Below are 26,454 nucleotides of genomic sequence, written 5' to 3' on the forward strand. Positions count from 1 at the left end.
TTACTTTCAATCATAATGAAAAATTGAAGCAGGATTGTAGCCTGATTTACTGCTTAAAGGTATTTATTTCACCCACAATTGCAGAATTTGCTTTAATCCAAGGCCCTCTGCTCTTAATTTGTTCGGGCAATGAACTTAACGCCTGACTAGCTTCTGTTTTTGTTGCAAAAACTTCTGTGGTAACCACAATCATTTGGGAGTCTGCAAACTTCCTTTTATAGCTATACAAAGCTAACTCTTTATGTTCATCAATGAACTTTTGCCATAATTCAAGCTTTGCAAAACCAGCTATCTGCACGGTATAACCATTACCAGTATCTAAATAATAATTTGCATCTAAATCATGACTCTCTGACGCTACCACTTTCGATGTTAACTCACTATGCGTTAATGCTTGCAGTACATCAGAAGTATCTGCTGAAATAACTTCTGCAGTTTCGACTTGCAAGGCCCCAGCAACAATTGCAGAGACTATCTCTTCATTGCTAGCTTGCTCTATAGGTGATTCAAGCTCAGCCTTAGACATATCATTATGCACAGAGGCACTCTCATCGGCGACAGCGACAGCAATATCAACCGACTCACTTAATTCAGCAACAGTTAATTCTTGTTGCTCAACATTAGATACCTGCATCTTTTCTTGAGCTGCAGGCTTTGCTTCTGAGCCAAGCTCAATAGCCTTATCAGGCAAATTAGCTAAACTAAACTCTTCATACTGAGATATTGCGAAATAACTCAAAGCAGTGAACAGTAATAAAGCGAGCACTGCTAATGATATTTTATATAAAGTTGCAGGTGATATTAACTTTGAGTTATCTGGAAATTGTTGTTGGCTAGCTTTAATTATTTGCCCCGAATTAGCATCAACAATTGTGAGCTTACCTTTAAACAATTCTTTATTGGTTACAATATCTCGAACAGCATCTTGGCTCGCAAATAAGACCACATTAATTGCCAGCTTTGCTTTACTGCTAATAGCAACGAGTTGACTTAATTCATATTTTAATTGCAAAGATAATGCTTGCGCATGATCTAAAACGATGGTGATGTCTTGCTGCTGCTGATTAGCCAATTTTATGATACTAACCGCTAACGACTGCTCAGGATCAAATAAGGTATTTGCAAAAAGCTGCTCAATTATTCTACAGCGCATTTGAATATCGTTAAGCTTAGTTGAAGCTGAAACAAAAGCTACATTTAAAGCTTGCTCGGATTTTTCAGGTGACTGGCCTAAGGTAGATAGGTATTGACTAGCAACAGCAGAATAGCTCTGTGCATTGTCATCAACAGCTAGCACCAATTGCTTAGAAAATTTAAGCACATAATCTATGCGAGCAGTTACACTAATGGCAGTCACTTTGGTTTGGATATTCTTTTCGTTGGGCTTATCTATACTCGGCGCTAACGCAGTCATACTCAACTCTTCTATCATTTCATAGCTTATATATTCAATATAAAGCCAACTAAAACTTATAGAATTTGTTGAAGCATCTCTGGCGTGACATCATCACGAATTTCTGACTTGCCTATGGCTGTAGGAATTATAAAGCGCAGCTTACCAGCAATATTCTTTTTGTCTCGACGCATATGCTTCATAAAGTCATCAAAAGCCATATCCTCAGGTGGATTTATCGGCAGATTAAATGCAGAAAGCAAGACTTCTATACGACGAACTTCTGACACTTCTAACAAATTCATTGTTACAGCTAATTTAGCAGCAAGTACCATGCCAGCTGATACAGCCTCACCGTGTAACCAGTTACCGTAGCCCTGCTCCGCTTCAATCGCATGGCCAAAAGTATGACCTAAATTTAATAGCGCACGCACGCCTGCTTCAGTTTCATCGCTAGCAACAATATCAGCCTTACACTGACAGCAGCGCTCGATCATTTTAGCTAAAATAGCTTTATCACCAGCATTAATTTGTTCAATGTGCTGCTCAAGCCACTCAAAAAATGCTTGATCACCTAAGATGCCATACTTTACAACTTCTGACATACCAGCACTGAACTCTTTAGCTGGTAAGGTATCAATAGTATCAATATCAATAACCACGGCTTGAGGCTGATAAAAAGCACCTATCATATTCTTACCAAGCGGATGGTTTACTGCTGTCTTTCCGCCTACAGATGAATCAACTTGAGATAGTACTGTTGTGGGTATTTGAATAAAGTTAACACCACGCTGATAACAAGCTGCAGCAAAACCAGTAATGTCACCAATGACACCACCGCCTAATGCTATCAAGGTTGAATCTCTGCCATGCTCATTTTTTAGTAAATGAGACATAATTCTCTCAAAGTTAGCTAGGCTTTTTTCGGCTTCACCATCAGGTAAAACAATTTCATCGACTGAATACTTAGATAAACTAGATTTTAATTTCTCTAGATAAAGAGGGGCAACGACATCATTAGTAACAACGCAAACCCGCTGACCTTTAATATGACTTGCTAATAAGTCACTTTGCTCAAGAAGGCCAGAATTTATATAAATAGGATAGCTTCGCTTCCCTAAATCTAGGTTTAACGTTGTCATAAATTTGTTTGCCAATTGGTAGGTTAGAAGTCTAAACGTTCGATAATTTTATGTGCTACAACTTTAGCACTTTGATCGTCTGTTTTAACAATAATATCAGCAATCTCTTCGTAAAGAGGGTTACGCTCAACAGCTAGGTTTTCTAATACTGTACGAGGATCTTCTTTGGTTTGAAGTAATGGTCTACGACGATCTCTTTGAGTGCGCGCAACCTGCTTATCTATGGTTGTTTCTAGATAAACAACTATGCCGCGTGCAGACAATCTATTGCGCACTTGTGAGCTTATAACAGAGCCACCACCAGTAGCTAATACAATGCCTTGACGCTCACTTAAGTCATCAATAACAGTCTCTTCTCTCTTACGAAAGCCTTCTTCACCTTCTAGATCAAAGACCCAGGCAATATCTGCGCCTGTGCGTCGTTCTATCTCTTGATCAGAGTCAAAGAACTCTAGGTGCAGTCTATCTGCTAATTCACGACCAATTGTACTTTTACCTGCGCCCATTGGACCAATTAGGAAAATGTTACGTTTTTCTGCCATTAGATTTACTTAATACTCGTTTAGTTAACAGTTCACACAAAAGCATTTCGACTTAATAAAGTACTTAATATTACGCTTTTGACGTATTAGAGGTCTCCCTCGAAAATTTCAAGGGCGTAATTATCGCAATTGTTAACTATAAAATGCAAGTAACATTGTCGCTAAGTGATATAAAAGTCACCACCTAACGACAATGTTATGGTGATTAGAAGTGTTCTGTTACGATTCGTGGTGTTACAAAGATCAACAATTCTTTTTTCTGATTTGAATCAGTAGTTGTTCTAAATGCCCAACCAAAGTAAGGAATATCGCCAAGTACAGGAACCTTAGTAACTGAACTTATTATTGCTTGCTGATATATACCACCAAGAACAATTGTCTCACCGTTATTAACCAATACTTGTGTACCTATACGTTGTGTATCGATAGCGGGTGCCACACCACTTCTAACTTCTGATACCGTATCTTGTGTTACTACTAAATCCAAAATAATCTTATCATCAGGGGTTATATGAGGTGTTACCGTTAAACTTAATACCGCTTTTTTAAACGAAACAGAGGTGGCACCACTTGAAGCTGCTTCTTGATAAGGGATTTCAACACCTTGTTCAATATAAGCTTCTTTTTGGTTCGCCGTGGTAATACGCGGACTAGCAATCACTTCACCTTTATTTTCTTTCTCAAGTGCTGATAATTCCAAATCTAAAATAGTGCCATTGGCAAGCCTTGCCACCTGAAATGCGATAGTACCAGCAGCTCCAGTTACAGGTAAATTAACATTCATACCATCTGCAATAGAAGGTGCACTAGGGCTGTCTCCCGGTTGGATACCATTTGCTGTATGTGTACCTTCAATTGAGCCTGATGTCGCATACTCACCATCAGTATTAGTAACCCCCCAACGAATACCTAATTCTTCATTCAAATTATCTTGAACAGTTACCATACGTGCTTCTATAACCACCTGACGCACTGGGATATCAAGTATAGTCACCATACGCTTGATATCTTCAATACTTTTAGCCGTATCACGAATTAATAAGGTATTGGTGCGTTCATCAACAGAAACACTGCCTCGTGATGAAAGAATACTGGTATCTTCGTTCTTAATTAAGTCGGCAAATTCGGCTGCTTTAGCATAGTTAATTTGAACATACTCTGAATATAAAGGCGCTAGCTCTTCAACCTGTTGCTGAGCTTGTAATGTTTGCGCTTCACGTGCTGCTAGTTCATCACTTGGCGCAACCATTAAGATATTACCTTGCATGCGTTTATCTAAACCTTTAACTTTTAAGATAATACTTAAAGCTTGATCCCAAGGAACACCATCTAAACGTAAGGTAATATTACCTGTTACTGTATCACTCGTAATTAAGTTAAACTCATTGTAATCAGCAATAATTTGTAAAACAGTTCTTACGGGGATATCTTGGAAGTTTAATGAAATATTTTTACCGTTAAATTCATCTGTCTCACCTAAATAACTCGGTGGCTTTTCAGCTTCTTTCTTAACAGTTAAAACAAATAAATCTGCTTCTTGCTTATGAGAAAAGGTAAAGGCTGTAGATACATCTACTACAACTTTAGCATTTCTGCCTTCTTTAAAGGTTTCAATACCTTTAACAATAGTACCAAAATCAGTTACATCTAATTGATACAATAACTCTTCGGCAATTTCTGTATTGTGAAATTCAATATTTACCTTGCCTAATTTATCATTTACATCAACCGCAACTGAGCTGTCATCTAAATAAACTAATACCTGAGCATCATTGTCTTCGCTTAGTCTAAAATCAATCGAGCTGACATTATTAATAAACTGCTCACCTGCTGGACTTAACTGTTCCACAATTTCTGCAGAATCACCATAATTAAAGGTAACGGAAAATTGGTTAGCATTTAAAGCCACATCAAAAACCGATAATTTTTCTAAATCAATTTTAGCGACAACAATACCGTCTCTAGAGGTTAAAGTAACACCTTTAACACCTGCATGGTTTATGACTGTATTCTTAAACTTTTCAGCAAAAGCACCGGCTTCAAATAATACCTCCACCATTGCTGGTGACATAGAAGACTTAACCTCTGGTAAAGTCGATATCTCATCTGCAAATGAAAAAACCAACTCTAAGCGATCACTTTGGATGGTATTATGAGAAATATCCACTAACTCATTCCGTTGTTCATCATTAGCTGTTGCCACAAAAGGAATTAACGCAACCAATAAGGACATTGCAAACCAGAGTGTTTTTACAGCAGTAAAGCCTTTATAATTTTTTGTTAGATTAAATAGCATCATGATGTCCTTTACTTGTTTGACTCTGATTTAACAATTTTCAACTCGGCTTCTCTCTCTACCCAGCATCCAGCTCCATCAGGAGATAATTCTATAATTTTCACACTTTTAGTGTTCACGTCAGTAATTCGCCCATTGTACAACCCAAGGTAATTTCCAATAGATACCCTATGTAAAGTTAAGTCGGAAGCTTCTACCAATGCCCATAAAGCCCCTTCATCCCCTAAGGTCCCTCTCATGGTTAGATCAGATAACGCATACTTTTCAAGCGGTTGCTTTCTTCTGCTAACATCAGGACTTAAACAACCAGACATTTGCTGCATTTTCTGCTGTATTACTTCAGCTTTTGGCAAAACAAAAGGACTACGCAAGTCACTAGCAGCATAAGCCACATGGTGAAATGGCTTTACTTCAGGCATAGGGTCAATATGTCTAGTCGTTTTTGCTTTCACTTGCTCCATATAGTCTTTGATATCACTGGTATCATCAAAGCAGCCAGCTAATTGAAGTGAAGTTGCTACTACACACAATTTAAGAATAATATTTTTCATTACTCTGTCACCTCTTCTTGATACCTATACGTTTTCGCTTGTAACTTCAAGTTCAAGGTTTCACTGTCAGATTGCGCGAGGTTAATTTTAAAATCATGTAAGGTAACAATTCGCGGTAAACCTGCAATTTTACTAACAAAGTGACCAAAAGAGTGATATGGACCTATCACTTCAATATCAATTGGTAATTCAATATATATTTCTTTACTAATTTCTGGTTGCCACTCTAACTTAACAAAATCTAAACCACTTGTTGTACCAACAAAGGTAATATCATCAAGCAAACCAGGTGTTTCATGACTATTAGGTAAGCTACGTAATTGATTAGCAAAAGTATCTTCCGCTTCTATCATTTGTGCTCTAAATAAATCCAAATTAGCAGCAATATGATACTTAGATCGATATGACTGTTTTAACTTTACTTCTTCTTTCTGAACCCTATCAAGTAAATCAATCTTATCACTGATGATAAAAAAGTAGCCGCCAAATAACACAGCGACACCGACGAAAATAGCCAGCAACAACTTTGCCGCAGCAGGCCACTGTCCTATATTCTCTAACTCTAGGTTGTCAAATTGAGATGCATCAAACTTCACAATGACCTCCAAGCACATTCATTTTCGTAGCAAGGATATGAAATAAATCATTATTTATCATTATCTTTTCCTCGCTCTTTTATTTACTGACGCTGTAGCGGATTCATCTACTAAACCTTTAATTTTAACTTTCATCTTAAATTCGCTTAGCAGCTTAGGAGAGCCATCATCTGCAGTAATTGACTCAGGCGTTGCATCTGATAATAAATCTGAAAGTTCAATTGCCCTAATCATATTTGCAAGGTGATTGTTCGACTCACTTTTTCCGGTCAATTGAACACTATTACCTTGTTTTTCCAATTCAGTTATATAAATACCGCTTGGAATAATCTTGGCTATTTCATCCAATACTTGAGTACCAACGTTACGGCTACGCTGTAATTGCTCAATTACATCGATACGCTTTTGCAGCGCTTCCTTCTTCTCATTAAGCGTCTTTATTTCAGCAATTTGTATATCAAGCTGAGCTATTTCATTTTTCAAAAATTGATTTCGACTATTTTGACCATCAATACGTGACTGAAAGTAAAAGTTAACTGCGAGTACAATAACAAAAGCAAATAAGCTTACTGCCGTCAATATAGTATAATATTCCTTCTCTTTTGCCTTGAGCGCTGCTTCTCGCCAAGGAAGCAGATTTATATGTGCCATGGCGTAAAACTCCTTAAAGCTAATCCTGTAGCAACCATTAATTGAGGTGCGACATTAGCAAGTTGTTCTTTATTAATCGAATCTGCAATGAACATATCATTGAAAGGATTAGCAATAACCGTATGAATCCCTAACTCTTCAGAAAGTAGTGATTCAACGCCTTCTAATGATGCTGTCCCTCCAGATATGATCAAATAATCAACCTTATCTTGACCACTAGTTGTCAAAAACATCTGTATGGCACGTCGAATTTGTTGCATCAATACCGTATGAAACGGTGCTAACACCTCAAAGGTATAATTGGGAGGAAGTTCATTAGATAACTTAGCGTCTTCGGCATCATCAAATGATTTATTGTAATAAGAAACAATTGAACGAGTATATTGCTCACCGCCAAACATTTGGTCACGGCTGTAAATATGCTTGCCAGCGTTTGTGGCTGAAAATAAGGTTACAGTGGCGCCAATATCGACAATCGCCACCATTTTATCTTTGGCATCATCGGGCAGTTGTGGCAAACATAAATCGTAAGCTCTGCCCACTGCGTAAGACTCAACATCAATGACCTTAGCAGTAAAATTACCTGCATCAAGTGCTGCTACCCGCGCTTCGATAGACTCAGTACGAGCTGCACTTAACAGTACATTCATTTTGCTTGGATCTGATTCGTTAACGTCTAATGATTCAAAATCAAGGCTTACTTCATCTAGAGGGTATGGAATTAAGCTATCTGCTTCTATTTCAATTTGGCTAGCTAACTCTTCTTCGGTTAGCGATACATCCATATATATTACTTTGGTGATTACTGTCTGCCCAGAGACCGCTGCAGCTGCATCAGTCGCCTTACTTGAAATATTCTTACGAATTTTTTCAATAACACTACCGACAGCTTCAATATCTTGAATTTCTCGATCGATCACGGCACCTCGAGGCATAGGCTCAATCGCATAGTCCTCAAGTACATAACCCTCAGCTCCCTGACTAAGTAGTACAGCTTTCACTGAATGCGAACCGATATCGATTCCTACCATCATCGGGATTTTCTTTTTCCATAAATTGTCTAGCATAACAGCCCACAAATTTTATTTTTCTAATTATTTTAGACGCAAAATGCGCATAAATACATTTATTACATGCTTTTACACGATATACTAGTATTATCTTACATTTTTATCCAATATTTGAGTTTTAATTGTGTTTTCTTTAAAGAATTTATTAAAAATCAGTTTTATAGTTATCTTTTTGCTTAGTCTAGCGACTTTTATACTTTATCTCAATTTGCGCGATGAATTACCCAATGTTAACTCTCTTAAGGACGTGCAGTGGCAAACCCCCATGCAAATATACAGCAGCGATGGCTTACTGATATCTCAATTTGGTGAGAAAAAACGAGAACCTATACCGTTAGAGCAAGTACCACAGCAATTGATAGATGCCTTACTCGCTACTGAAGATGACAGATTCTATCTACATTTTGGCGTTGACCCTATCGGGATGACACGTGCGGTACTAGGTCAATTAATGGGGCAAAACAAAGGCGGTGCTAGTACTATCACCATGCAGGTTGCACGTAACTTTTTCCTCACAAGAGAGCAAACTTATATTCGTAAAATTAGGGAGATATTTCTATCTTTCCATATTGAAAGCTTGCTGACTAAAGATGAAATACTTTCTCTATACATTAACAAAATAGCTTTAGGACACCGAACTTTTGGTTTTGCCGCCGCCGCACAGGTATATTATGGTAAAGAGCTTAGTGAGCTTTCATTAGCGCAAATTGCTGTTTTAGCTGGCTTGCCAAAAGCACCTTCAACATTAAATCCGATACGCTCTCCACAACGAGCTAAAGCTCGTAGAAACGTAGTACTGCAACGTATGTTAGTAAGTGATTACATTTCAGAAGAAGAATACCTAGAGGCTAAGAGTGCACCAATCACAGCTAAAAAGCATGGTGCTGAAATAGAATTAGATGCTCCTTATGTTGCAGAAATGGCACATCAAAAAATGTTAGAGCGATACGGCAAAGAGCAAGCTTATACAAACGGCTATAAAGTTTATACAACAGTCAGTGCCAAGCTACAAACAGCGGCTCAACAAGCCGTCACCGAAAATTTATTCAATTATGATCAGCGACATGGTTATCGAGGCGCAATTGCTTCTTTAAGAGCAAAAAACAACGAGCAAGATCAGCAAAGTGATACATCAATTGCAATAACACCTTTATCCAGCGAAGAGATTGAACAAACTTTAAATTCTGTTGTTTCTTATCAAAACCTAATACCTGCTGTTGTCACTAAGGTTGACGAGCAGTCAGTTGAAATAACCCTGAAAAACCAACAAATAGCTCAAATCAATTGGCCTGGCTTATCTTGGGCTCGAGCTTTTATTAGCGATCAAAAACAAGATACTCCCCCAAAAACCGCAGGCGAAATTTTACAATATGGTGATGTTATTTTAGTGGTTCAAAACCCAAACGGAGACTATAAGCTCAGCCAATTACCACAAGCGAGTGCTGCTATGGTGTCTATTTCCCCAGATAATGGCGCAATACAGGCTGCAGTTGGCGGTTTTAGCTTTAAACAAAGCCAATTTAACCGTGTAACTCAAGCAAAAAGACAAGTAGGCTCAAATATTAAACCGTTTATTTACTCTGCCGCTTTAGAAAATGGCTATACCCTAGCCTCGCTAGTTAACGATGCCCCCATTAACCAATGGGACAAAAGCGCTGGTATAGTTTGGCGTCCTAAAAACTCACCAGAAACTTACGCTGGCCCCATGCGAGTAAGGTTAGCATTAGCACAATCTAAAAACGTCATCGCCGTTCGTTTACTTAAAAGTGTTGGTTTAGATAATATCATTGATCACTTGTCAGCTTTTGGTTTTTCCCCCGATGAATTACCTCGCAATGAATCCCTAGCGCTTGGCTCAGCGTCATTAACACCACTAGAAGTTGCGACAGGTTTCGCGACTTTCGCAAACGGGGGCTTTCTAATAGAGCCCTATTTAATTGATCGAATTGAAAACTCGGAAGGCGAGGTTGTTTATCAAGCAAACCCTGCGCTAGCGTGTCAGCCTTGTACCTCTGAAGTTGAGCCATTACTCGAGCCCACTAAAGTAGAGACAAACAAATTAAAACCAACTCAAATCAAAGAGGCTGAGCGCGTCATTAGCCCACAAAATGCCTTTTTGATTGCTGACGCATTAAATAGTGCAATTTGGGGAGCAGATTGGTCAGTAGCTGACGGTTGGCAAGGAACAGGCTGGCGGGCAAGAACATTAAACCGTCGAGACATTGCTGGTAAAACAGGAACTACCAATGAAGCAAAAGACGCGTGGTTTTCGGGCTTTAGCAAGCATTTAGTTACCACCTCTTGGATAGGCTTTGATGATCCGAGCAGAAACTTAGGTCAAACCGTTTATAACAATAATTTGGGCAAAAACCAGATCACAGGTAAAGAGTTTGGTGCCAAATCAGCACAACCTGCTTGGATTGCTTTTATGAAAGTTGCCCTAGAAGATCAAAATGTAGAGCCATTTGAACCACCTGCTGAAATTGTTTCAGTCAGAATAGATAAAGCAACAGGCAAGCTAACAACCTCAACCAATAAAACCAGTCAATTTGAATACTTTAAATTAGGTACAGCGCCAACAGAATATGTCAGCCAAGACTCTAGTAGCGATATACTTGATGGCAGTGGTACTAAACAGGAAGAAGAGTTATTTTAAAGACGTTCGCCAAATATTCATTTGGCGAACGAAATCAACTAAATCAACTATGGCAATTAAATATCTTTAATAAATACTTTTGAGTTACGTTGAATATTATACATTTGCTGCTTACCTTTAGGCAAAGCAGCAATCGCCGTTTCAACAAAGCCCTGCTCTTGAAACCAATGAGCACTGACAGTAGTTAACACAAACAGCTTATTCAAGTGATGTTTTTTAGCCTCTTTTTCTATTGCATTTAACAGTCTAAGCGCTCTATTGCCACCGCGATAATCAGGATGAGTCACCACGCATGCTAGCTCACCACAGCCAGCATCGGTATAAGGATATAACGCAGCACAAGCGATAATAACATCCTCTTTTTCAATAATAATAAACTGCGATATTTCAATCTCTAATAACTCACGTGAGCGTTTAACCAAAATGCCTTCCGCTTCCATGGGCGCAATGAGTTCTAAAATGCCGCCAACATCATCTATTGTTGCTGTACGTAATTGCTCTTTATGATCTTGTGCAATCAAAGTACCGGAGCCATCTCGGGTAAAAAGCTCCTGCAACAACGCACTATCACTTTGATAGCTAACACAGTGACACCTTTCAACGCCATGCTCACCGCTTTGAATAATTGCCCGTAATAACAATTGTCTAACGTGACAATCATTTTCATCTAATAAAGTGCGCACCGTTCTAACACTGCAACTACGAATAAGCTCCCCTGACTTATCCATCAAGCCCGCTTCATCCGTTAAGGCAATCAACTTATCTGCTTTTAAGGCAATGGCTGTTTGCGTGGCAACATCTTCAAGCGCAAGGTTAAATACTTCTCCTGTTGGTGAATAACCTATTGGTGAGAGCAGCACAATAGAGCCGTAATCAAGCTGCATATTAATGCCATCAGAGTCAATTCTTCGTACTGAGCCTGTGTACTTAAAGTCAACGCCATCACGTACCCCCATAGGTTTAGCGATAACAAAGTTACCTGTACTCACGCGAATTTGCGAGCCATGCATAGGGGAATTAGCTAAGCCTGTGGTTAATAACGCTTCTATATGCAAACGCAAAGAGCCCGTGGCATCCTTCACTGCAACTAAGGTATCAGCGTCAGTTACTCGAACATTATTCTCAACTCGTCTTTCAATGCCCCTTCCCGCAATACGGTCTTCAATCTGCGGTCTAGCACCATGCACAACAACCAGCTTTACGCCTAAGCTACGCAACAAAGAAATATCATGAATAATATTGGCAAAATTTGGGTGCGTTACCGCTTCACCACCAAACATCAAGACCACGGTTTTTCCACGATGCGCATTAATGTACGGCGCAGCATTTCTAAACCACTTAACGTAGTTTTGTTCGCTATTAGTTATATTGTCCATCATTTAGGCTCAACTTATTATTTACCTTGGCCAACAATGTATTCCATCGCCACTTCATCATCAGGATCTTTGTGCGGGCTTGGCTCACTATCTTCAATAATATTATCAGCTAACGAATGCTTATCGATTAAGTTAAAACCAAGCTGAGTAAAATATTGTGGAATGTAGGTAAGTACAATAATTTTTTCTAATTCCATCTGATGAGCAAACTCAAGCAAATATTGCACTAACGCTTGACCTTGCCCTTGCTGCTGAGCACTTTGCTTAACAACAACCGAACGAATTTCTGCAAGTCCTGTTTGGTAGATATATAAAGATGCTGTGCCAACAACAACGCCATCTAACTCAGCCACAACAAAGTTTTGAATATCATGGATGACATTATCGCGACTACGTGGCAATATCTCGCCTTTATCAGCCCAGTAATTTACCAAAGCATGAATGCTGTCAACATCTGACATTTTTGCCCGACGCACCGACATAGCTGCGGCGCGCTGAGCATTTAAACGCTGCTGCACTTGCTTTAATGCCACATTAATTTGCTGCTTACCCGGCGCGCCAACCACTTGTTCATTTAAAATATCTTCTTTACCTTGCTGATAATTTGACTGAGTCGACGCTAATGCTTTTTCAACTTGTGCTCGTGACGTACCACCAAGTGCTTCACGCTTATCTAAAGTAGATTCTATTGATAAATGTTGATAAACATCTTGCTCTATCGTGTCACTAAAAGCTTGTAGCTGTGTCAGCGTTAAATCTTCCAGCGGTACACCTTTATCAATCGCAGCTAAAACCACTTCACCAACAATATGATGCGCTTCCCTAAACGGGATATCTTTACCTACCAAGTAATCTGCAAGCTCAGTGGCATTAGCGTAACCTTGCTGCGCTGCCGCTAGTGTACGAGAGCGATTCACCTTTAAACCATCTGCCACTAAAACCGCCATTTCCATACACTCAAGCCAAGTATCCATAGCATCAAACAAACCTTCTTTGTCTTCTTGCATATCTTTATTGTAGGCAAGAGCCAGGGCTTTCATGGTGGTTAACATACCTGTTAATGAGCCAAAAACACGACCGGCTTTACCACGAATTAACTCACAAGCATCTGGATTTTTCTTTTGCGGCATTAATGATGAACCGGAACTAACCAAATCACTCATTTCCACAAAACCCGCTTCACCAGAGTTATAGAAAATGAGATCCTCAGCAAAACGCGAAAGGTGCATCATAGAAACACTGGCCGCAGATAACAGCTCAATAACATGATCACGATCTGAAACAGCATCAAGACTATTCATGGTCGCAGTTCTAAAGCCAAGACGATGCGCTAAAGCATTACGATCAATGGGGTAAGCAGTTCCAGCTAATGCCCCTGAGCCTAATGGCGAGACATCCAAACGATATAGCGCATCTTTTAAACGGCCTATATCGCGATTGAACATTTCAACATAAGCTAAGCACCAATGACCAAAGGTCACGGGTTGTGCCCTTTGCAGATGGGTATAACCTGGTAACACAGTATCTTTTTCACGCTCGGCAAGATTCATCATCGCCTGCTGTAAATTCACCAAGGCAAACAGTAAATCGCCACCCGTTTCTTTACACCACAGCTTTAAATCTGTCGCAACTTGGTCATTACGGCTACGGCCTGTATGCAGCTTTTTCCCTAAATCGCCCGTTTTTTCAATCAGCTGGATTTCTACCCAGCTATGAATATCTTCAGCGTCAGAAAGTAAAATCTGCTTTGGATCTTGTTCAACAGAAGCCTTAAGTTCATTAAGCGCATCAGTTAATCGTGATAACTCATCATCATTTAACACGCCAACCTCATGAATTGCTTGCGCCCAAGCAATCGAGCCAACAATATCTTGCACTGCCATGCGGTAATCAACCGGCAAGGAATCATTGAATTTTTTAAACTGTAAGCTCGCTTTTTCTTTAAAGCGACCGCCCCATAATGCCATGATATTTACCTTTTAAATTTGTTTTACCTGTTTTACTTAGTGTCTTTTTGTGAAAGTGCAGTGATGCGACTTGATAAACTAAATAAACGAATAAACCCTTCAGCATGCTTTTGATCATAAACATCATCGGCACCAAAAGTAGCAAACTCTTCTGAGTATAAGCTGTTTGGTGAACGACGCTGGGTAACCGTGGCATTACCTTTGTACATTTTAACGACAACATCACCAGTAACTTGCTCAGCAAATGAAGCAGCTGCCGCAAGCTGTGCTTTCGCCAATGGTGTAAACCAACGGCCATCATAAATTACATGAGAAAATTCTAAACCGACAGACTCACGAAACTTCAATGACTCTTTATCTAAAATTAATGTTTCTAAACCTTTATATGCCGCCATTAATACTGTGCCACCTGGCGTTTCATAGCAACCACGAGACTTCATCCCCACTAAACGGTTCTCAACAATATCAATGCGACCAACGCCATGTACTGCCGCTTTATCATTTAAGTACATTAACGCTTCATAGGCAGATAATGATTTACCGTCAACCGCTACTAACTCACCTTTTTCAAAGCTAAGTTGTACCGTTTCTGGTGTATCAGGCGCATCAAGTGGGTCAACTGTCATAGTCCACACTGCTTTTGACGGCTCACACCATGGGTCTTCAAGCTCACCACCTTCATGAGAAATATGCCAAGCATTAGCATCGCGGCTATAAATTTTGGTTAATGATGCCGAACAAGGAATATCACGCTCAGCCAAATAATCTAATAAATCTTCACGTGACACCATATCCCATTCACGCCAAGGAGCAATTACTGTTAGCTCAGGTGCAAGCGCAGCAAAACATGACTCAAAACGCACTTGATCATTCCCTTTACCCGTACAACCATGGCAAACGGCATCCGCGCCAACCTTTAAGGCAACTTCAACATGCGCTTTAGCAATCACAGGGCGCGCCATCGACGTTCCTAACAAGTACTGCCCTTCGTATACCGAGCCGGTTTTTAAGATTGGGTAAATATAGTCTTTGACAAATTCCTCTTTTAAATCAACTACGTGACATTCAGAAGCGCCCGAGGCAATAGCTTTTTCAACAATACCTTCTAACTCTTCATCACCTTGACCAACATCGGCGCAAAAAGCGACTACTTCACAGCCATCATAATTCTCTTTCAACCATGGGATAATTGCTGAGGTATCTAAACCACCTGAGTATGCCAATACTACTTTTTTAATCTGTTTTTTCTTTGCTAACGCCATTTTTTTTACCTTCAGAACATCATATTCGCCTAAGCGCGACTATTTCGTTCTCCTAATTAATTTTGAATTCTCAATATTTCTAATCTTCTGTGAATTTGATAAATCAAATTCTGCTTATATTTATTAATGTCTGATCGTCAGCTAATAGTTGAAAGAGCAAGAAGAAAGCGCGGAGCTTAGTTAACCTAAGTGAGCACTTTCGCCGTAGCTATTTCATCAATTAGCTAGAGCAGGATTTAATAATGAAACTAAAACCGCCGCCTGAGCCCACATTCTGTTTTCTGCTTGTTGAAAAACTACAGAGTAGTTTTCATCATCAAAAAGCGCGGTTGTAATTTCTTCTTCTAAATGCGCAGGCTGGCAATGCATAACTACACCAGCCTTAGCTTTAGCCATCAAATCATGATTAACTTGGTAAGGCGCAAATTTACTTAGCAGCTTAGCTTTATCTTCAGCCCCTTCATTGCCCATAGATACCCAAGTATCGGTATAAATGGCATCTTGCTGAGCAATTTCATTAATATTAGTTGTGAATGAAAAATTGCCTCCAGAATGAGCAGCAATACTCTGTACTTTATCTAGCATAGCTTGGGAAGGGCCATGATTCTCTGGACATATCAAGGTAAAGTCTGAGCCTAACATTGCAGCCATTAGCATCAAGGAATTTGAGACATTATTACCATCACCAACATAAGCGAGTTTCAGTTTAGCTAAATCTTGTATATCGTCAGGTGCAAAGATTTCAGTTAAGGTAACAAAATCTGCTAGCGCTTGGCATGGATGGTATAAATCACATAAAGCATTAACCACAGGTACGCTTGCATGCTCTGCTAACCCTTCAATTGCGCTATTTTCAAAAACACGCGCAACAATAGCATCTGCGTAGCAAGATAAGTTTTTTGCGTAATCACTAACCCGCTCTCGCTCCCCTAACTTGCCATTTTGCTGGCCTAAATAAAGGGCGTGACCGCCAAGTTTAGCAATGCCCATATCAAAACTGACATGAGTTCTTAGCGAAGGCTTTTCAAAAATCATCGCCACTGATTTGCCAGCTAAGGCTTGGTTAAAATTTTCAGGCTGTGCTTTTATCTCAATCGCCAGCTTAATTAGCGCCTGTACTTGCGCTTTTGTTAATTGGTCATCAGCCAAAAAATGGCTTAATGCTGTATTGTTTTGTGGCATATCTATTCAACTTTGGTTATCAACTATAGTTATCAAATTAAGACGAGAGCAAAGTAATTAATTAGGCGCTATTTGCGTACCTATACCTTGACCATCCAATAAAAGGGAAATTTGCTCCGGCGACTGCCAACTGGCAACCGCGATACTTCGTCGTAATTGATTTGCTGCTTTAAGCGCAGCATTCACTTTAGCCGTCATACCACCCGCAATAATCCCTTGCTCTATAAGTTCATCCGCTTGCGCTTGATTTAGCGATGGCAAATACTCACCATCACTGCCCTTGACGCCATTAACATCGGTAAGTAATAACAACTGTGCATTGAGTAACTGACAAATAACAACTGCAGCATCATCAGCATTTACGTTAACCAAATCACCATTATCGAGTGCGCCAATAGAAGAAATAACCGGCAAAAAGCCTGAGCTAAGTAAGCCATCAAGTAACTTGCTGTTATTACAGCTAGGTACACCCACCTGACCTAAGGCCAAAGGAGATAATTGACAATTGACCATGTCACCATCATTAAGTGATAAACCCACGGCTGCAAGCTTCATACTATTTGCTTTAGCGACAATGGCTTTATTTACCGTGCCAGCTAATGCGCCACTGATAATATTTATCTGGTCTTTTGGCGTAACTCTTAAGCCATGTTTTTTTTCTGTTGTCATATTTGCTTGACTAAGCATTTCATCAACGACACAACCACCACCATGAACAAGCACAACGGAGTGTTGCTTAAGTGTCGCGATAACTGACAAAAGCGCTTGTAGTGCAGATTCATTTTCTAAAATTGCACCACCTATTTTAATTACTAATGGCTTAGTCATAAGCTTTCCTTAATGTGAGTAATTCAACAACGAATAATGACTTTCAAGATCGAGAGATAAGTTAAAGCACTGCAAAGCTTGTGATGCTGCACCTTTTAACAAGTTATCTATGGCGCAACTGACCACGAGCACACCTTTATCTTGGTCAAACTGATAGTGAATATCGGCAAATGGCGTATGAGCGACATTGTCCACTTTCGGCCAGCTTGCCACTAAACGAACGAGTGACTTGTTTTGATAAGCATCGTCAAAAGCTTGCTTCACCTGCGCTTGACTGATACCCGCTTTTAACTGCAAAGTAACTGTTGCTAAAAGACCTCGTTTATAAGGTGCTAGATGTGGATTAAAGATAACTTGCGCGGCTGCTTCTTGTGAAATCTCCGGCTGATGTCTGTGTTTTAAGATGTTATAGGCAGTTAAGCTAACTTCATTAAAGTTAGTCGCTAGTGAGGCATTTCTCCCGGCACCACTAACACCACTAATGCCATTTACAACAATCAGGGAATTTTCCACATGTAAATTATTCGTGGTAATAGGTTTAAGTGCTAATAAGCTCGCTGTTGGATAACAACCAGGTACTGCTACCAGAGAGGTATTTTTAATATCTTCAGCTTGCCATTCTGCCAAGCCATATTTAGCTGTAGCTAATGCCTGAGTATTGGCATGTTCAAAGCCATAAAATTGTGGGTAATCTTGCGCATTTTTAAGTCTAAAGCCACCGGAAAGATCAAAAACCTTGACGCCTTTATCAACAAAAGCTTGCGCCCAATCAGCACTAAATTCGTGCGGGGTAGCAAAAAAGACAACATCGAGTGATGCTGCATATTCATCGAACCAGCTTTGAGAAAAAGATTGCAAGGGTACATCACAGATCCCCTGCCAGCGACCATGAAGATCACTGAAAAGTTTCCCCTTGGAAGTACTATTTTCAGAAACAACTAAATGCTGCAATGAAACTTTATCATGTTGGCAAAGTAAACCGATTAACTCTGCGCCTACATAACCACTTGCCCCAATAACGGCAACTTTTTTAACTTGTGCCAAACCTTTTCCCTCTACTTTTCAATTGCAAACTTATTCAAATAACTTAATGCCAATAGTAATAACTAACTAATCTAACTCTCCCAAGCTTACTTATCTAAAGAGCTAAACTAAAAATTCATCTCTATCGTCGTCGCATTCTTTGAAGCATTGCCATTTTCAAGTAGCCTTATGAAAGCAGGTTAATTACACTGTACCGATAAACTAGCACTTTATGGGTACTTATGCAACTATCAAGCATAATTATTTAAGTAAATATTCAATTTGTTCGGAAATACTCTATGAATCAACTGCCAAACTTCAGCCAAAGCCTCAGTCAACTCATCGCTTGCTCTTCTATTAGCTCAACACAAGCGAGTTGGGATCAGGGCAATGAAGTGGTAATTCAACTATTGGCAACTTGGTTTGAGCAATTAGGTTTCACCATAGAAATTCAGCCTGTACCGCACACCAGCAATAAATTTAACTTATTGGCTAAGTTAGGTAGTGGCGAAGGCGGCTTACTATTAGCTGGTCATAGTGATACCGTACCTTTTGATGAAAACCGCTGGCAATCTGACCCCCATAAAGTCTTAAATAAAGACGATAAGTTTTACGGCTTAGGGACTTGTGATATGAAAGGCTTTTTTGCCTTCATATTGCAAGTATGTAAAAACCTCGATGCTAAAATGCTGAAAAAGCCACTCTATGTTTTAGCAACCGCAGATGAAGAAACCACCATGGCAGGGGCGCGCTTTTTTGCTCAAAGTCAGACGATAAAACCTGATGTTGCTGTTATCGGCGAACCTACTGGGCTTGTTCCTGTGGTCATGCACAAAGGCCATATGTCACATCGCATAAGTGTTGAAGGTCAATCAGGACATTCAAGTAAACCAAATTTAGGTGTTAATGCCATTGAAATTATGTACCAAGTTATTGGTGAATTAATTCAGCTAAAAGAAAAGTTTAATTTAAACTACAAAAATGAAGCGTTTGACGTGCCAGGTCCAACCTTGAATATGGGCGCGATTTCTGGTGGTGATAATGCTAATCGTATCTGTGGTCACTGTCATTTAGATCTTGATTTAAGATCGCTACCTGGCATGACTGATGATGAATTGTTGCACTGGTTAAGCGAAGCATTAAAACCGCTTGCTGAGAAATTCCCTGGACGAATCTCGTTTGAAGAGTTGCACCCAAGCAGCCCAAGTTTTGAACAAAAAAAGCCGAGCACTTTAATTGATATTGCTGAAGAAATTAGCGGTCATACTTGCTGTGCCGTGAACTATGCAACTGAAGCACCTTTTATTCAACAATTAGGTTGTCAAACCATAGTGATGGGGCCTGGTTCAATTAATCAAGCCCATCAGCCTAATGAGTTCTTAGCGCATAGTGAAATTGATAAAACCAATAAAGCGCTAACACGTTTAATTCAGCACTACTGTTTATAAGTACTTTAACCAAACTGAATCTGGGTGCTTTGTCTTAAAGCCTCGATACCATAAACAAAACGGGTAGAGTAACAAGAGTAAAATACCCGTAATCACATAGGTCATCTTCAAGTCAGTAAAGTCACTCATTCCTGCATAGGTCGCAGTACCTGTCAGGAAAATTCGATGGACAAGATAAAACATCATAGACGTTTGACCAAATACCAGTAAAACGCCATTTACTCGAGTACCTATGCGTTGCTCTAACTTGATCATACCGGCCAAAATAATCGCCATAAGCCCAAGTTCTAGAAAAGTAAAACTGGCTGATGGCGGGTATTTACTCACATGCAGCCAGTGCTGCCAAGAAAAGTCTTCACGGTATAAAAACATATTACCGTAACCATTTAGATAACGAATAACCACAAAAGCAATTAAAGCTAAACTACCGGTAATAACTAATAGTTTGGCAGGTGTCATAGTGACCTTACCTTGACCAAAATCTAAAATATAGCGGCCAAAAACCCAGCCAATAATCATAACGGCTAACCAAGGAACTGCAGCATAAGAAATACTTAAGTCAGAGGTATAGTATTTACCAATTAATAGCGCCGTGATAATCGACTGCTCTTGACCATTAACAAACCAAAATTGCGCGGTAACAAGCTCCCCGCCAAGAATCCAGGCAAAGGCTATAAATAATAACTGTGGTGTAGATAAACGGCGAAAGAATGCCATACACATCATAGCGACACCAATGGCATAGAGCACCTGAAAGGTTAATCTCCCTTGAAAAATCGAGGTAATTGTTGGATCAAGTAAGGCGATAAATGCGCCTCTCAGTAGAATATCTTTATCTATACCTTTGCTGTCATAACCTTTAGCCAATTTACGCTCAACACTTATCGCTAGCGCGGTACCCGCTAGAAAAACAAACACAGGCGCACAAATATGACTTATCCAGCGAGTAAAAAATTCTGCTGCTGGCAAAGCCATGCCCGGCACATAATTCGCTGCTGAATCTTTGGCTAAATGCTCAGCATTATAGGCCATGGAAACATGATCAAGCACCATGATAATCATGACAAAACCACGCATCCAATCAATGGCAGAAATTCGTTGAGAGTTAGCCATGCTCACTTCCTTATTTAAAGTGCTATTAAAAACTTATTCGACCTTAGTCCACAATTTTTGATTTGTTTTAACTGAAAAATATTCATTGGCGTGCCAGCAACGTGGCAACAAATCTAACTCTTGTCTTTCTTTATAGTTAGAACTGAGTAACTCCAAAATTTCATTCAAACGCTCTTTACTTAAACTAGCTAACTTCTTAGCCGACTGAGCAAAATACAAATTACTTTTTTGGCTAATAATGATGTTTTGCCCGTAACCAATAAAAGCTAGCTTTCTTGTGGCCATACGGCAAATAGGGTGTTTAGGGTTTTCAGGGTATAAGCTATTAACAATAGCGTACTCATAGCAATCCCCTTGATTGCCATACTCATCAATTGGCATATAAACAATACCAAAGCCCTGTGGAAACATGCCGGTAATTTTATATAAGGCATCAACAACCTTTTGCGAACAGGCACCAATTTCAGCATTTTTATTTAACACCTGAAAAACCTGAGGCAAGAGCTTGTAGTTGTAGCTATCCTTGGTTGACATAATAATTGAGGTGTAAATTTGCGGCACTTTCAGCAAATTGCCTATGGTATTTTTTGGGTTGACACTACTTTTCAATAATTGCTGAATAAAGGCCTGCTTTTCAGCTTCATCTTGAAGAAACTGATCTCTTTCTGCCTTAGTATTACCAACAAACTTTGGCGTGCCTAAGCCTTGCAGTAAATACTTGATAGTTTCCTTATAATTTACCTGCAATAGCTGCTTTCTGCTCTCAACATCCAATACCCGAAACGGGTTTTGCTTACGATCTTTACCACAAATAATATCTTGCGCTTGCGGATGATAATTGCCTATATCTTGCAACAAGGCAGACATAACCAAAGGCACTTTAATTTGCTGAATAAAGCGCTGGTGTTTATCAGCATCATACAAAGCAAAGTTTTCAAATTGTTCTGTCGATAGCCCTTGGGTATAAGCCAAAATATTCTTATCAACCACTAAGCCATCAAGAATAAGCTTATCTAACAAACGTAAACACAAAACTGCTTTATAGAGTGACTTGCATAACTCATTATTTAACGAGACTTTTTTTCCCTCACAAGGGCTTAATAATTGAATGGTTCCCAATAACTGTGCCGATTTGCGATTACTTTCAGCGAAGGTTTCTCCTTCTGCTAAATCAATGATTTCTTCGCATAGATGGCTAAGATGTGAGTGACGCTCTGTTTGTTCTAACTTTTGTAGCTCTAGCTCATTATCAGATAACTGCTCATTTGAGGGTCTAAACTCATCATTTTCAAAGAACGCAATTGCCCTTTCAAGCATAGAATCTTTACGGGTACGGCCATAAATCTTATCTAAAAGCTGCGCGACTTGGCGAGTAAAGAATGTTTGAGTAGGAGATTCACTAGGCATACTTCAATAAAGCAAAATCCGGAAATTGAGATAAGTTTATAATGCTAGCAAATACTAAGAAAATCAATAGTGGCTTAGCCTTTACAACACTCCCGATGAAACTAAATTTTTCACTATAGTGCTAATGACAACCCTATAGCGATAACAGGAAAAAGTTTAGCGCAGTACAAGCTATTACTGCGCTAAGTTGCGGCTAATTTATCCCTTTAATTTTCACTTGGTTTTGTTTACTTGCCAATTGTTGGCAAATATTAACCAAATCTGAATGCAAACCGCCAGCGGTAACATCTCGCCCAGCACCGGGGCCACGAATAATCAAAGGATTATCTTGATACCAGCGACTACTGATTTGAAATATATTATCGCACGGCGTTAAATTGGCAAAAGCATCAGTTTTTGCTAATACCTCTAAACTAACCTTCGCCGTTAATTTAAGGCCATTAGCGGAATCATCTTGAGGTGTTGCTTGTAATCTAGCAACATAACGAATGCATGCATTATCGGCATTTGCTCTGGCTAACTGATCAGCAAAAAATTCATCTAATTCATCAGCTCTGGCAAGAAACGCTTGTGTATCTAATGCTTGTAAATGCTCTGGCACCAAATTTTGACAATCAATATCATCAAGTGATAACTCAAAACCAGCTTTGCGAGCAAGTATTAATAGTTTTCTTTGTACGTCACGCCCTGATAAATCTTCTCTTGGGTCTGGCTCAGTAATACCTTGCTGTAACGCATCTAACATCAAACTTGAAAAACTAGTACTACCATCATAGGTTTCAAATAACCAAGATAAAGTGCCTGAGAAAATTCCGGCAATTTGATTAATTTCATCACCACTGTGGCGTAAATCATCAATGGCAAAATTAATCGGTAAACCTGCGCCAACCGTGGTGTTGCCAAGCCAAATACTATGATGCCGCTCTGCTTGCTGTATTAAATTATTGTAATGTGCTGTGCTACTAGATGCCGCCCACTTATTAGCACCAATAACATGGATACCTTGCTGAAAAAACTGCTCATATAACAAGCTAAAATCTTCGCTCGGGGTAATATCAACAACGATAAGTTCATCGTAAGGGTGATGGCTAAGCCAAGAGAGCAATTGCTGGTTATCATAGCCTTGTGAGTCTTGCTCAAATAAAGACAAAGCTTGGTTCACATCAATACCATCATTGTTAATCAGTGCTTTCTTCGAAGACAGTAAACCAACCAAGTGAGTATTCTCAAGTGCCTCTACTTTAGCTAATTGACTTGGTAATAACTCAAGAAAACGCTGACCAATATTACCTAAACCTGCAACAACTAAACCAATATGACGGGCATCTTTAGTCATATCATGATGGACATTATTAAGAATTTCCGGTGTACAAGGCTCAGACAATATCGCAATCACACTATGACTATTGTCACTGTTGACTAAATGTAATGGTTTTACAGATCTTAAGCTGCGCTTAAAGCGCGCTTTAATATCACCACGTTCAGCCACCTTATGGCCCACGGTGGCAATAATCGACACAGGATTAAATTTAACTTCGGTATCATGACTTGCGAGCCATTGACTTAACGCTTTTTGTTGAGCCTGTGTAATCACCACAAAGCCTTGCTTATCATCAACACAAATAGGTGCAAACTCAGCTCGTACCTTGTTAGCCGCTTCGCCAATAAAACTTTCTGAATGGGCAAGCAATAAATCATTTAAATAAGTAACCGATAGCTCTTGTTTGGCTATCTGACCAAATTTACCTATTTCAGTACCTGCAACCTGAGCATCAAAGCTACTGGCAACATGCAAATGGGTGTGATGCTCAGTTAACGGGTTAATTAATGGTAATAAGGTTTTAGCATGCAGTACTGGGTTACCTAAACGGCCAAGCTCTTTGGCTACACCATTAGGTAAACGGTGCAATTTACGCGCACTTGGTACAATACGAGGGTCGGCACTATAAATACCGTCAACATCGGTCCAAAGAGTGACATTTCTCGCATCCACTAATGAGGCGACAATGGTTGCTGAATAATCACTACCATTGCGCCCTAAGGTACAGGTATGACCGCGCTCATCTTTACTGATATAGCCAGTGATCACGGCAAGTTTGCCAAATTGCCTATGCTGTCTTAATTGCGCAGCACTAGTTGCAGTATCAACTAAACAATCTACCTCATTATCGATAACAAGAAAGTCTCGCGCATCAATACTATTACTAGGACATAATTTTTCATTTAACAAAGCAGATAATAAGCGTGCAGACCACAACTCACCAAAGGCTAAAATATTATTGTGATGCGCTGATAAATCACCAGTTAACCACGCTTTAAGCTGTTCAATATCTGCCGCTAAAGAGTGAATTAACTGCTTAGCATTATTGGCATTTAATAGCTCTGTGATTAAAGCTTGCTGCTGCTTGCTTAACGCCGCTACGGCAGCCTCTAACGGTCTTGGGTCTTGCTCTTCTAAACTTGCTTGTAATTGCTCTTGCGCTAGCTGATATAAAGAAAATAAATGATCTGTGGTATCACCATTGGCCGAAACCACAATAATATCATTGATTTGGCAGTGGCTTTTAATTATTTCAAGCACACGATTTATGCATTGACTTGATGCTAGTGAACTACCACCAAATTTATGTACTTGAATTGCATGCTTGGCCAAATGATTTTCTGTTACCGCGTCAAAACTTGTTGCGTTAGACTGTTCAACATTTAATTGCGTCTGTGTCATTAATTTTCCTACCTACTACAACTGGCTTTGGCTCAAACCATGATTAAGATCTGCAATGATATCATTAACATCTTCAATGCCGACAGAAATTCTCACTAATGACTGCGTGATACCCGCTTCAAGCTGCGCTTCGATTTCCATACCAGCATGAGTCATGGTTGATGGATGACTTATCAAGCTTTCAACACCACCGAGTGATTGCGCTAATGTAAATAACTTTACATTGGCAAATAACTTTTTAACCGCTTCAACGCCACCTTTTACTTCAAAGCTCATCATAGCGCCAAAACCTTGCTGTTGCTTTTTGGCAATATCATGACCTGGGTGATCTGCAAAGCCTGGAAAGTAAACCGCGTCAATTGCACTGTGCTGTTTTAAGAATTTAGCAACTTCATTAGCATTTTCTTGATGCTGTTTCATTCTTACCGGTAAGGTTTTTAAGCCACGTAACGCTAAGAAACTATCAAAAGCACTACCAGTAATACCAATACAATTTGCCCACCAGGCTAGCTCTTCACCTAGTGCCTGTTCTTTTGTGACTAAAACACCGCCAACAACATCACTATGACCATTGATATACTTAGTGGTGGAGTGAAAAACAATATCAGCACCGAGTGCTAATGGCTGCTGCAATGCTGGTGATAAAAACGTATTATCGACCGCAACAAGTGCGCCTACTTGATGACAAGCTTTAGTTAGCTTTTCAATATCAACTAAGCGTAATAACGGGTTACTTGGGCTTTCTAACAGCACTAATTTTGGTTTTTGCGCTAAAGCTTGGGCAAATGCTGCTTCATCATTTTGATCAACAACAACAAGCTTAAATTGGCCGCGACGAGCTAGGTGAGTAAATAGCCTAAAACTACCGCCATAACAGTCATGAGGAATAACAATAGTATCTTCTGTTGATAATAACTGGCAAATAAGGTGAACGGCCGACATGCCTGTGCTAGTGACAATACCAACACTACCCTGCTCAAGCTCTGCAATGGCTTGAGCAAAGGTTGCTCGAGTTGGGTTGCCTGTTCTAGAGTAATCAAACTCTCGTTTTTCATTGAAACCTTTTAATGAGTATGTGCTAGATAAATGGATAGGAGGTACCACTGCACCGTGATGTTCATCAGTATTAATGCCTGCTTGTACTGCCGAAGTGGTAATATTTTTAATCGACATAGTGTTCTCCATTTATGAGCTAGATTCGCTCATTTACTCAAAAAAACGTATAGATG

At 39.6% G+C, this 26,454-nt stretch carries 20 protein-coding genes; 2 read left to right on the top strand and 18 right to left on the bottom strand.

The genetic code is table 11. From position 1 onward, the window contains the following. Positions 1-46 precede the first annotated feature (46 nt). From EMK97_RS09130 to EMK97_RS09165, 8 genes are all read right to left on the bottom strand, one after another. On the bottom strand, positions 47-1,414 hold the full coding sequence (locus EMK97_RS09130; protein ID WP_170176740.1) for an SPOR domain-containing protein: 1,368 nt from the start codon (positions 1,412-1,414) through the stop codon (positions 47-49). A gap of 56 nt (positions 1,415-1,470) precedes the next feature. Further along, positions 1,471-2,535: a 3-dehydroquinate synthase gene (gene aroB / locus EMK97_RS09135; protein ID WP_130601460.1), complete on the bottom strand. Its 1,065-nt coding sequence runs from the start codon at positions 2,533-2,535 to the stop codon at positions 1,471-1,473. A 23-nt stretch (positions 2,536-2,558) separates the two neighbouring features. Next, positions 2,559-3,077 carry a shikimate kinase AroK gene (aroK, locus tag EMK97_RS09140; protein ID WP_130601462.1) on the bottom strand — a complete coding sequence of 173 codons (519 nt, stop codon included), beginning with the start codon at positions 3,075-3,077 and terminating at the stop codon, positions 2,559-2,561. Positions 3,078-3,282: 205 nt separating this feature from the next. Further along, complete coding sequence (locus tag EMK97_RS09145; protein WP_130604438.1) at positions 3,283-5,373, bottom strand: type IV pilus secretin PilQ; 2,091 nt, start codon at positions 5,371-5,373, stop codon at positions 3,283-3,285. A gap of 11 nt (positions 5,374-5,384) precedes the next feature. Then, positions 5,385-5,924: a pilus assembly protein PilP gene (locus tag EMK97_RS09150; RefSeq protein WP_130601464.1), complete on the bottom strand. Its 540-nt coding sequence runs from the start codon at positions 5,922-5,924 to the stop codon at positions 5,385-5,387. Further along, a complete protein-coding gene (locus EMK97_RS09155; protein WP_246028918.1) occupies positions 5,924-6,520 on the bottom strand; it encodes a type IV pilus inner membrane component PilO in 597 nt (198 codons plus the stop codon). The genes EMK97_RS09150 and EMK97_RS09155 overlap by 1 nt, the downstream gene beginning before the upstream one ends. A 60-nt stretch (positions 6,521-6,580) precedes the next feature. After that, on the bottom strand, positions 6,581-7,171 hold the full coding sequence (locus EMK97_RS09160) for a PilN domain-containing protein (RefSeq protein WP_130601468.1): 591 nt from the start codon (positions 7,169-7,171) through the stop codon (positions 6,581-6,583). Next, a complete protein-coding gene (locus EMK97_RS09165; protein ID WP_130601470.1) occupies positions 7,159-8,238 on the bottom strand; it encodes a pilus assembly protein PilM in 1,080 nt (359 codons plus the stop codon). Before EMK97_RS09165 ends, EMK97_RS09160 begins: the two co-directional genes overlap by 13 nt. 127 nt (positions 8,239-8,365) lie before the next feature. Here EMK97_RS09165 and EMK97_RS09170 point away from each other — a divergent pair, with 127 nt between their 5' ends. Continuing rightward, on the top strand, positions 8,366-10,897 hold the full coding sequence (locus EMK97_RS09170) for a penicillin-binding protein 1A (RefSeq protein WP_130601472.1): 2,532 nt from the start codon (positions 8,366-8,368) through the stop codon (positions 10,895-10,897). A 56-nt stretch (positions 10,898-10,953) separates the two neighbouring features. Here the strand turns inward: EMK97_RS09170 and argA are convergent, their stop codons facing one another. The 6 genes from argA to argC form a co-directional block, all read right to left on the bottom strand. Then, positions 10,954-12,264, bottom strand: coding sequence for an amino-acid N-acetyltransferase (gene argA, locus EMK97_RS09175; protein WP_425462192.1), 1,311 nt, complete (start codon positions 12,262-12,264; stop codon positions 10,954-10,956). 26 nt (positions 12,265-12,290) lie between these two features. Beyond that, a complete protein-coding gene (argH, locus tag EMK97_RS09180) occupies positions 12,291-14,240 on the bottom strand; it encodes an argininosuccinate lyase (RefSeq protein ID WP_130601476.1) in 1,950 nt (649 codons plus the stop codon). 32 nt (positions 14,241-14,272) lie between these two features. After that, a complete protein-coding gene (locus tag EMK97_RS09185; RefSeq protein ID WP_130601478.1) occupies positions 14,273-15,502 on the bottom strand; it encodes an argininosuccinate synthase in 1,230 nt (409 codons plus the stop codon). Positions 15,503-15,718: 216 nt separating this feature from the next. Next, positions 15,719-16,684, bottom strand: coding sequence for an ornithine carbamoyltransferase (locus EMK97_RS09190; protein ID WP_130601480.1), 966 nt, complete (start codon positions 16,682-16,684; stop codon positions 15,719-15,721). 57 nt (positions 16,685-16,741) lie between these two features. Further along, positions 16,742-17,512, bottom strand: coding sequence for an acetylglutamate kinase (argB, locus tag EMK97_RS09195; protein ID WP_130601482.1), 771 nt, complete (start codon positions 17,510-17,512; stop codon positions 16,742-16,744). Between the two features lie 9 nt (positions 17,513-17,521). Then, positions 17,522-18,556 (bottom strand): N-acetyl-gamma-glutamyl-phosphate reductase, encoded by a 1,035-nt coding sequence (gene argC, locus EMK97_RS09200; protein ID WP_130601484.1) that lies wholly within the window; start codon positions 18,554-18,556, stop codon positions 17,522-17,524. Between the two features lie 278 nt (positions 18,557-18,834). Here argC and argE point away from each other — a divergent pair, with 278 nt between their 5' ends. Next, positions 18,835-19,983, top strand: coding sequence for an acetylornithine deacetylase (gene argE / locus EMK97_RS09205; protein WP_130601486.1), 1,149 nt, complete (start codon positions 18,835-18,837; stop codon positions 19,981-19,983). Here argE and EMK97_RS09210 read toward each other — a convergent pair. The 4 genes from EMK97_RS09210 to metB form a co-directional block, all read right to left on the bottom strand. Continuing rightward, on the bottom strand, positions 19,978-21,096 hold the full coding sequence (locus EMK97_RS09210) for an acetyltransferase domain-containing protein (protein ID WP_130601488.1): 1,119 nt from the start codon (positions 21,094-21,096) through the stop codon (positions 19,978-19,980). The genes argE and EMK97_RS09210 overlap by 6 nt on opposite strands. A gap of 33 nt (positions 21,097-21,129) precedes the next feature. Further along, the gene (locus tag EMK97_RS09215) at positions 21,130-22,503 is read right to left on the bottom strand and encodes a hypothetical protein (protein ID WP_130601490.1); all 1,374 of its coding nucleotides are present in this window, start codon (positions 22,501-22,503) and stop codon (positions 21,130-21,132) included. 193 nt (positions 22,504-22,696) lie between these two features. Next, on the bottom strand, positions 22,697-25,225 hold the full coding sequence (gene metL / locus EMK97_RS09220) for a bifunctional aspartate kinase/homoserine dehydrogenase II (protein ID WP_130601492.1): 2,529 nt from the start codon (positions 25,223-25,225) through the stop codon (positions 22,697-22,699). A gap of 15 nt (positions 25,226-25,240) precedes the next feature. Beyond that, on the bottom strand, positions 25,241-26,398 hold the full coding sequence (gene metB, locus EMK97_RS09225; protein ID WP_130601494.1) for a cystathionine gamma-synthase: 1,158 nt from the start codon (positions 26,396-26,398) through the stop codon (positions 25,241-25,243). Positions 26,399-26,454: the final 56 nt, after the last annotated feature.

Source organism: Litorilituus sediminis (assembly GCF_004295665.1).
Lineage (GTDB): Bacteria > Pseudomonadota > Gammaproteobacteria > Enterobacterales > Alteromonadaceae > Colwellia > Colwellia sediminis.

Bases quoted from the DNA above. Each gene is read 5' to 3' on its own strand.
- EMK97_RS09130 (WP_170176740.1), bottom strand. From the start codon at position 1,414: ATGACTGCGTTAGCGCCGAGTATAGATAAGCCCAACGAAAAGAATATC.
- aroB (WP_130601460.1), bottom strand. From the start codon at position 2,535: ATGACAACGTTAAACCTAGATTTAGGGAAGCGAAGCTATCCTATTTAT.
- aroK (WP_130601462.1), bottom strand. From the start codon at position 3,077: ATGGCAGAAAAACGTAACATTTTCCTAATTGGTCCAATGGGCGCAGGT.
- EMK97_RS09145 (WP_130604438.1), bottom strand. From the start codon at position 5,373: ATGCTATTTAATCTAACAAAAAATTATAAAGGCTTTACTGCTGTAAAA.
- EMK97_RS09150 (WP_130601464.1), bottom strand. From the start codon at position 5,924: ATGAAAAATATTATTCTTAAATTGTGTGTAGTAGCAACTTCACTTCAA.
- EMK97_RS09160 (WP_130601468.1), bottom strand. From the start codon at position 7,171: ATGGCACATATAAATCTGCTTCCTTGGCGAGAAGCAGCGCTCAAGGCA.
- EMK97_RS09165 (WP_130601470.1), bottom strand. From the start codon at position 8,238: ATGCTAGACAATTTATGGAAAAAGAAAATCCCGATGATGGTAGGAATC.
- argH (WP_130601476.1), bottom strand. From the start codon at position 14,240: ATGGCATTATGGGGCGGTCGCTTTAAAGAAAAAGCGAGCTTACAGTTT.
- EMK97_RS09185 (WP_130601478.1), bottom strand. From the start codon at position 15,502: ATGGCGTTAGCAAAGAAAAAACAGATTAAAAAAGTAGTATTGGCATAC.
- EMK97_RS09190 (WP_130601480.1), bottom strand. From the start codon at position 16,684: ATGCCACAAAACAATACAGCATTAAGCCATTTTTTGGCTGATGACCAA.
- argB (WP_130601482.1), bottom strand. From the start codon at position 17,512: ATGACTAAGCCATTAGTAATTAAAATAGGTGGTGCAATTTTAGAAAAT.
- argE (WP_130601486.1), top strand. From the start codon at position 18,835: ATGAATCAACTGCCAAACTTCAGCCAAAGCCTCAGTCAACTCATCGCT.
- EMK97_RS09210 (WP_130601488.1), bottom strand. From the start codon at position 21,096: ATGGCTAACTCTCAACGAATTTCTGCCATTGATTGGATGCGTGGTTTT.
- EMK97_RS09215 (WP_130601490.1), bottom strand. From the start codon at position 22,503: ATGCCTAGTGAATCTCCTACTCAAACATTCTTTACTCGCCAAGTCGCG.
- metL (WP_130601492.1), bottom strand. From the start codon at position 25,225: ATGACACAGACGCAATTAAATGTTGAACAGTCTAACGCAACAAGTTTT.
- metB (WP_130601494.1), bottom strand. From the start codon at position 26,398: ATGTCGATTAAAAATATTACCACTTCGGCAGTACAAGCAGGCATTAAT.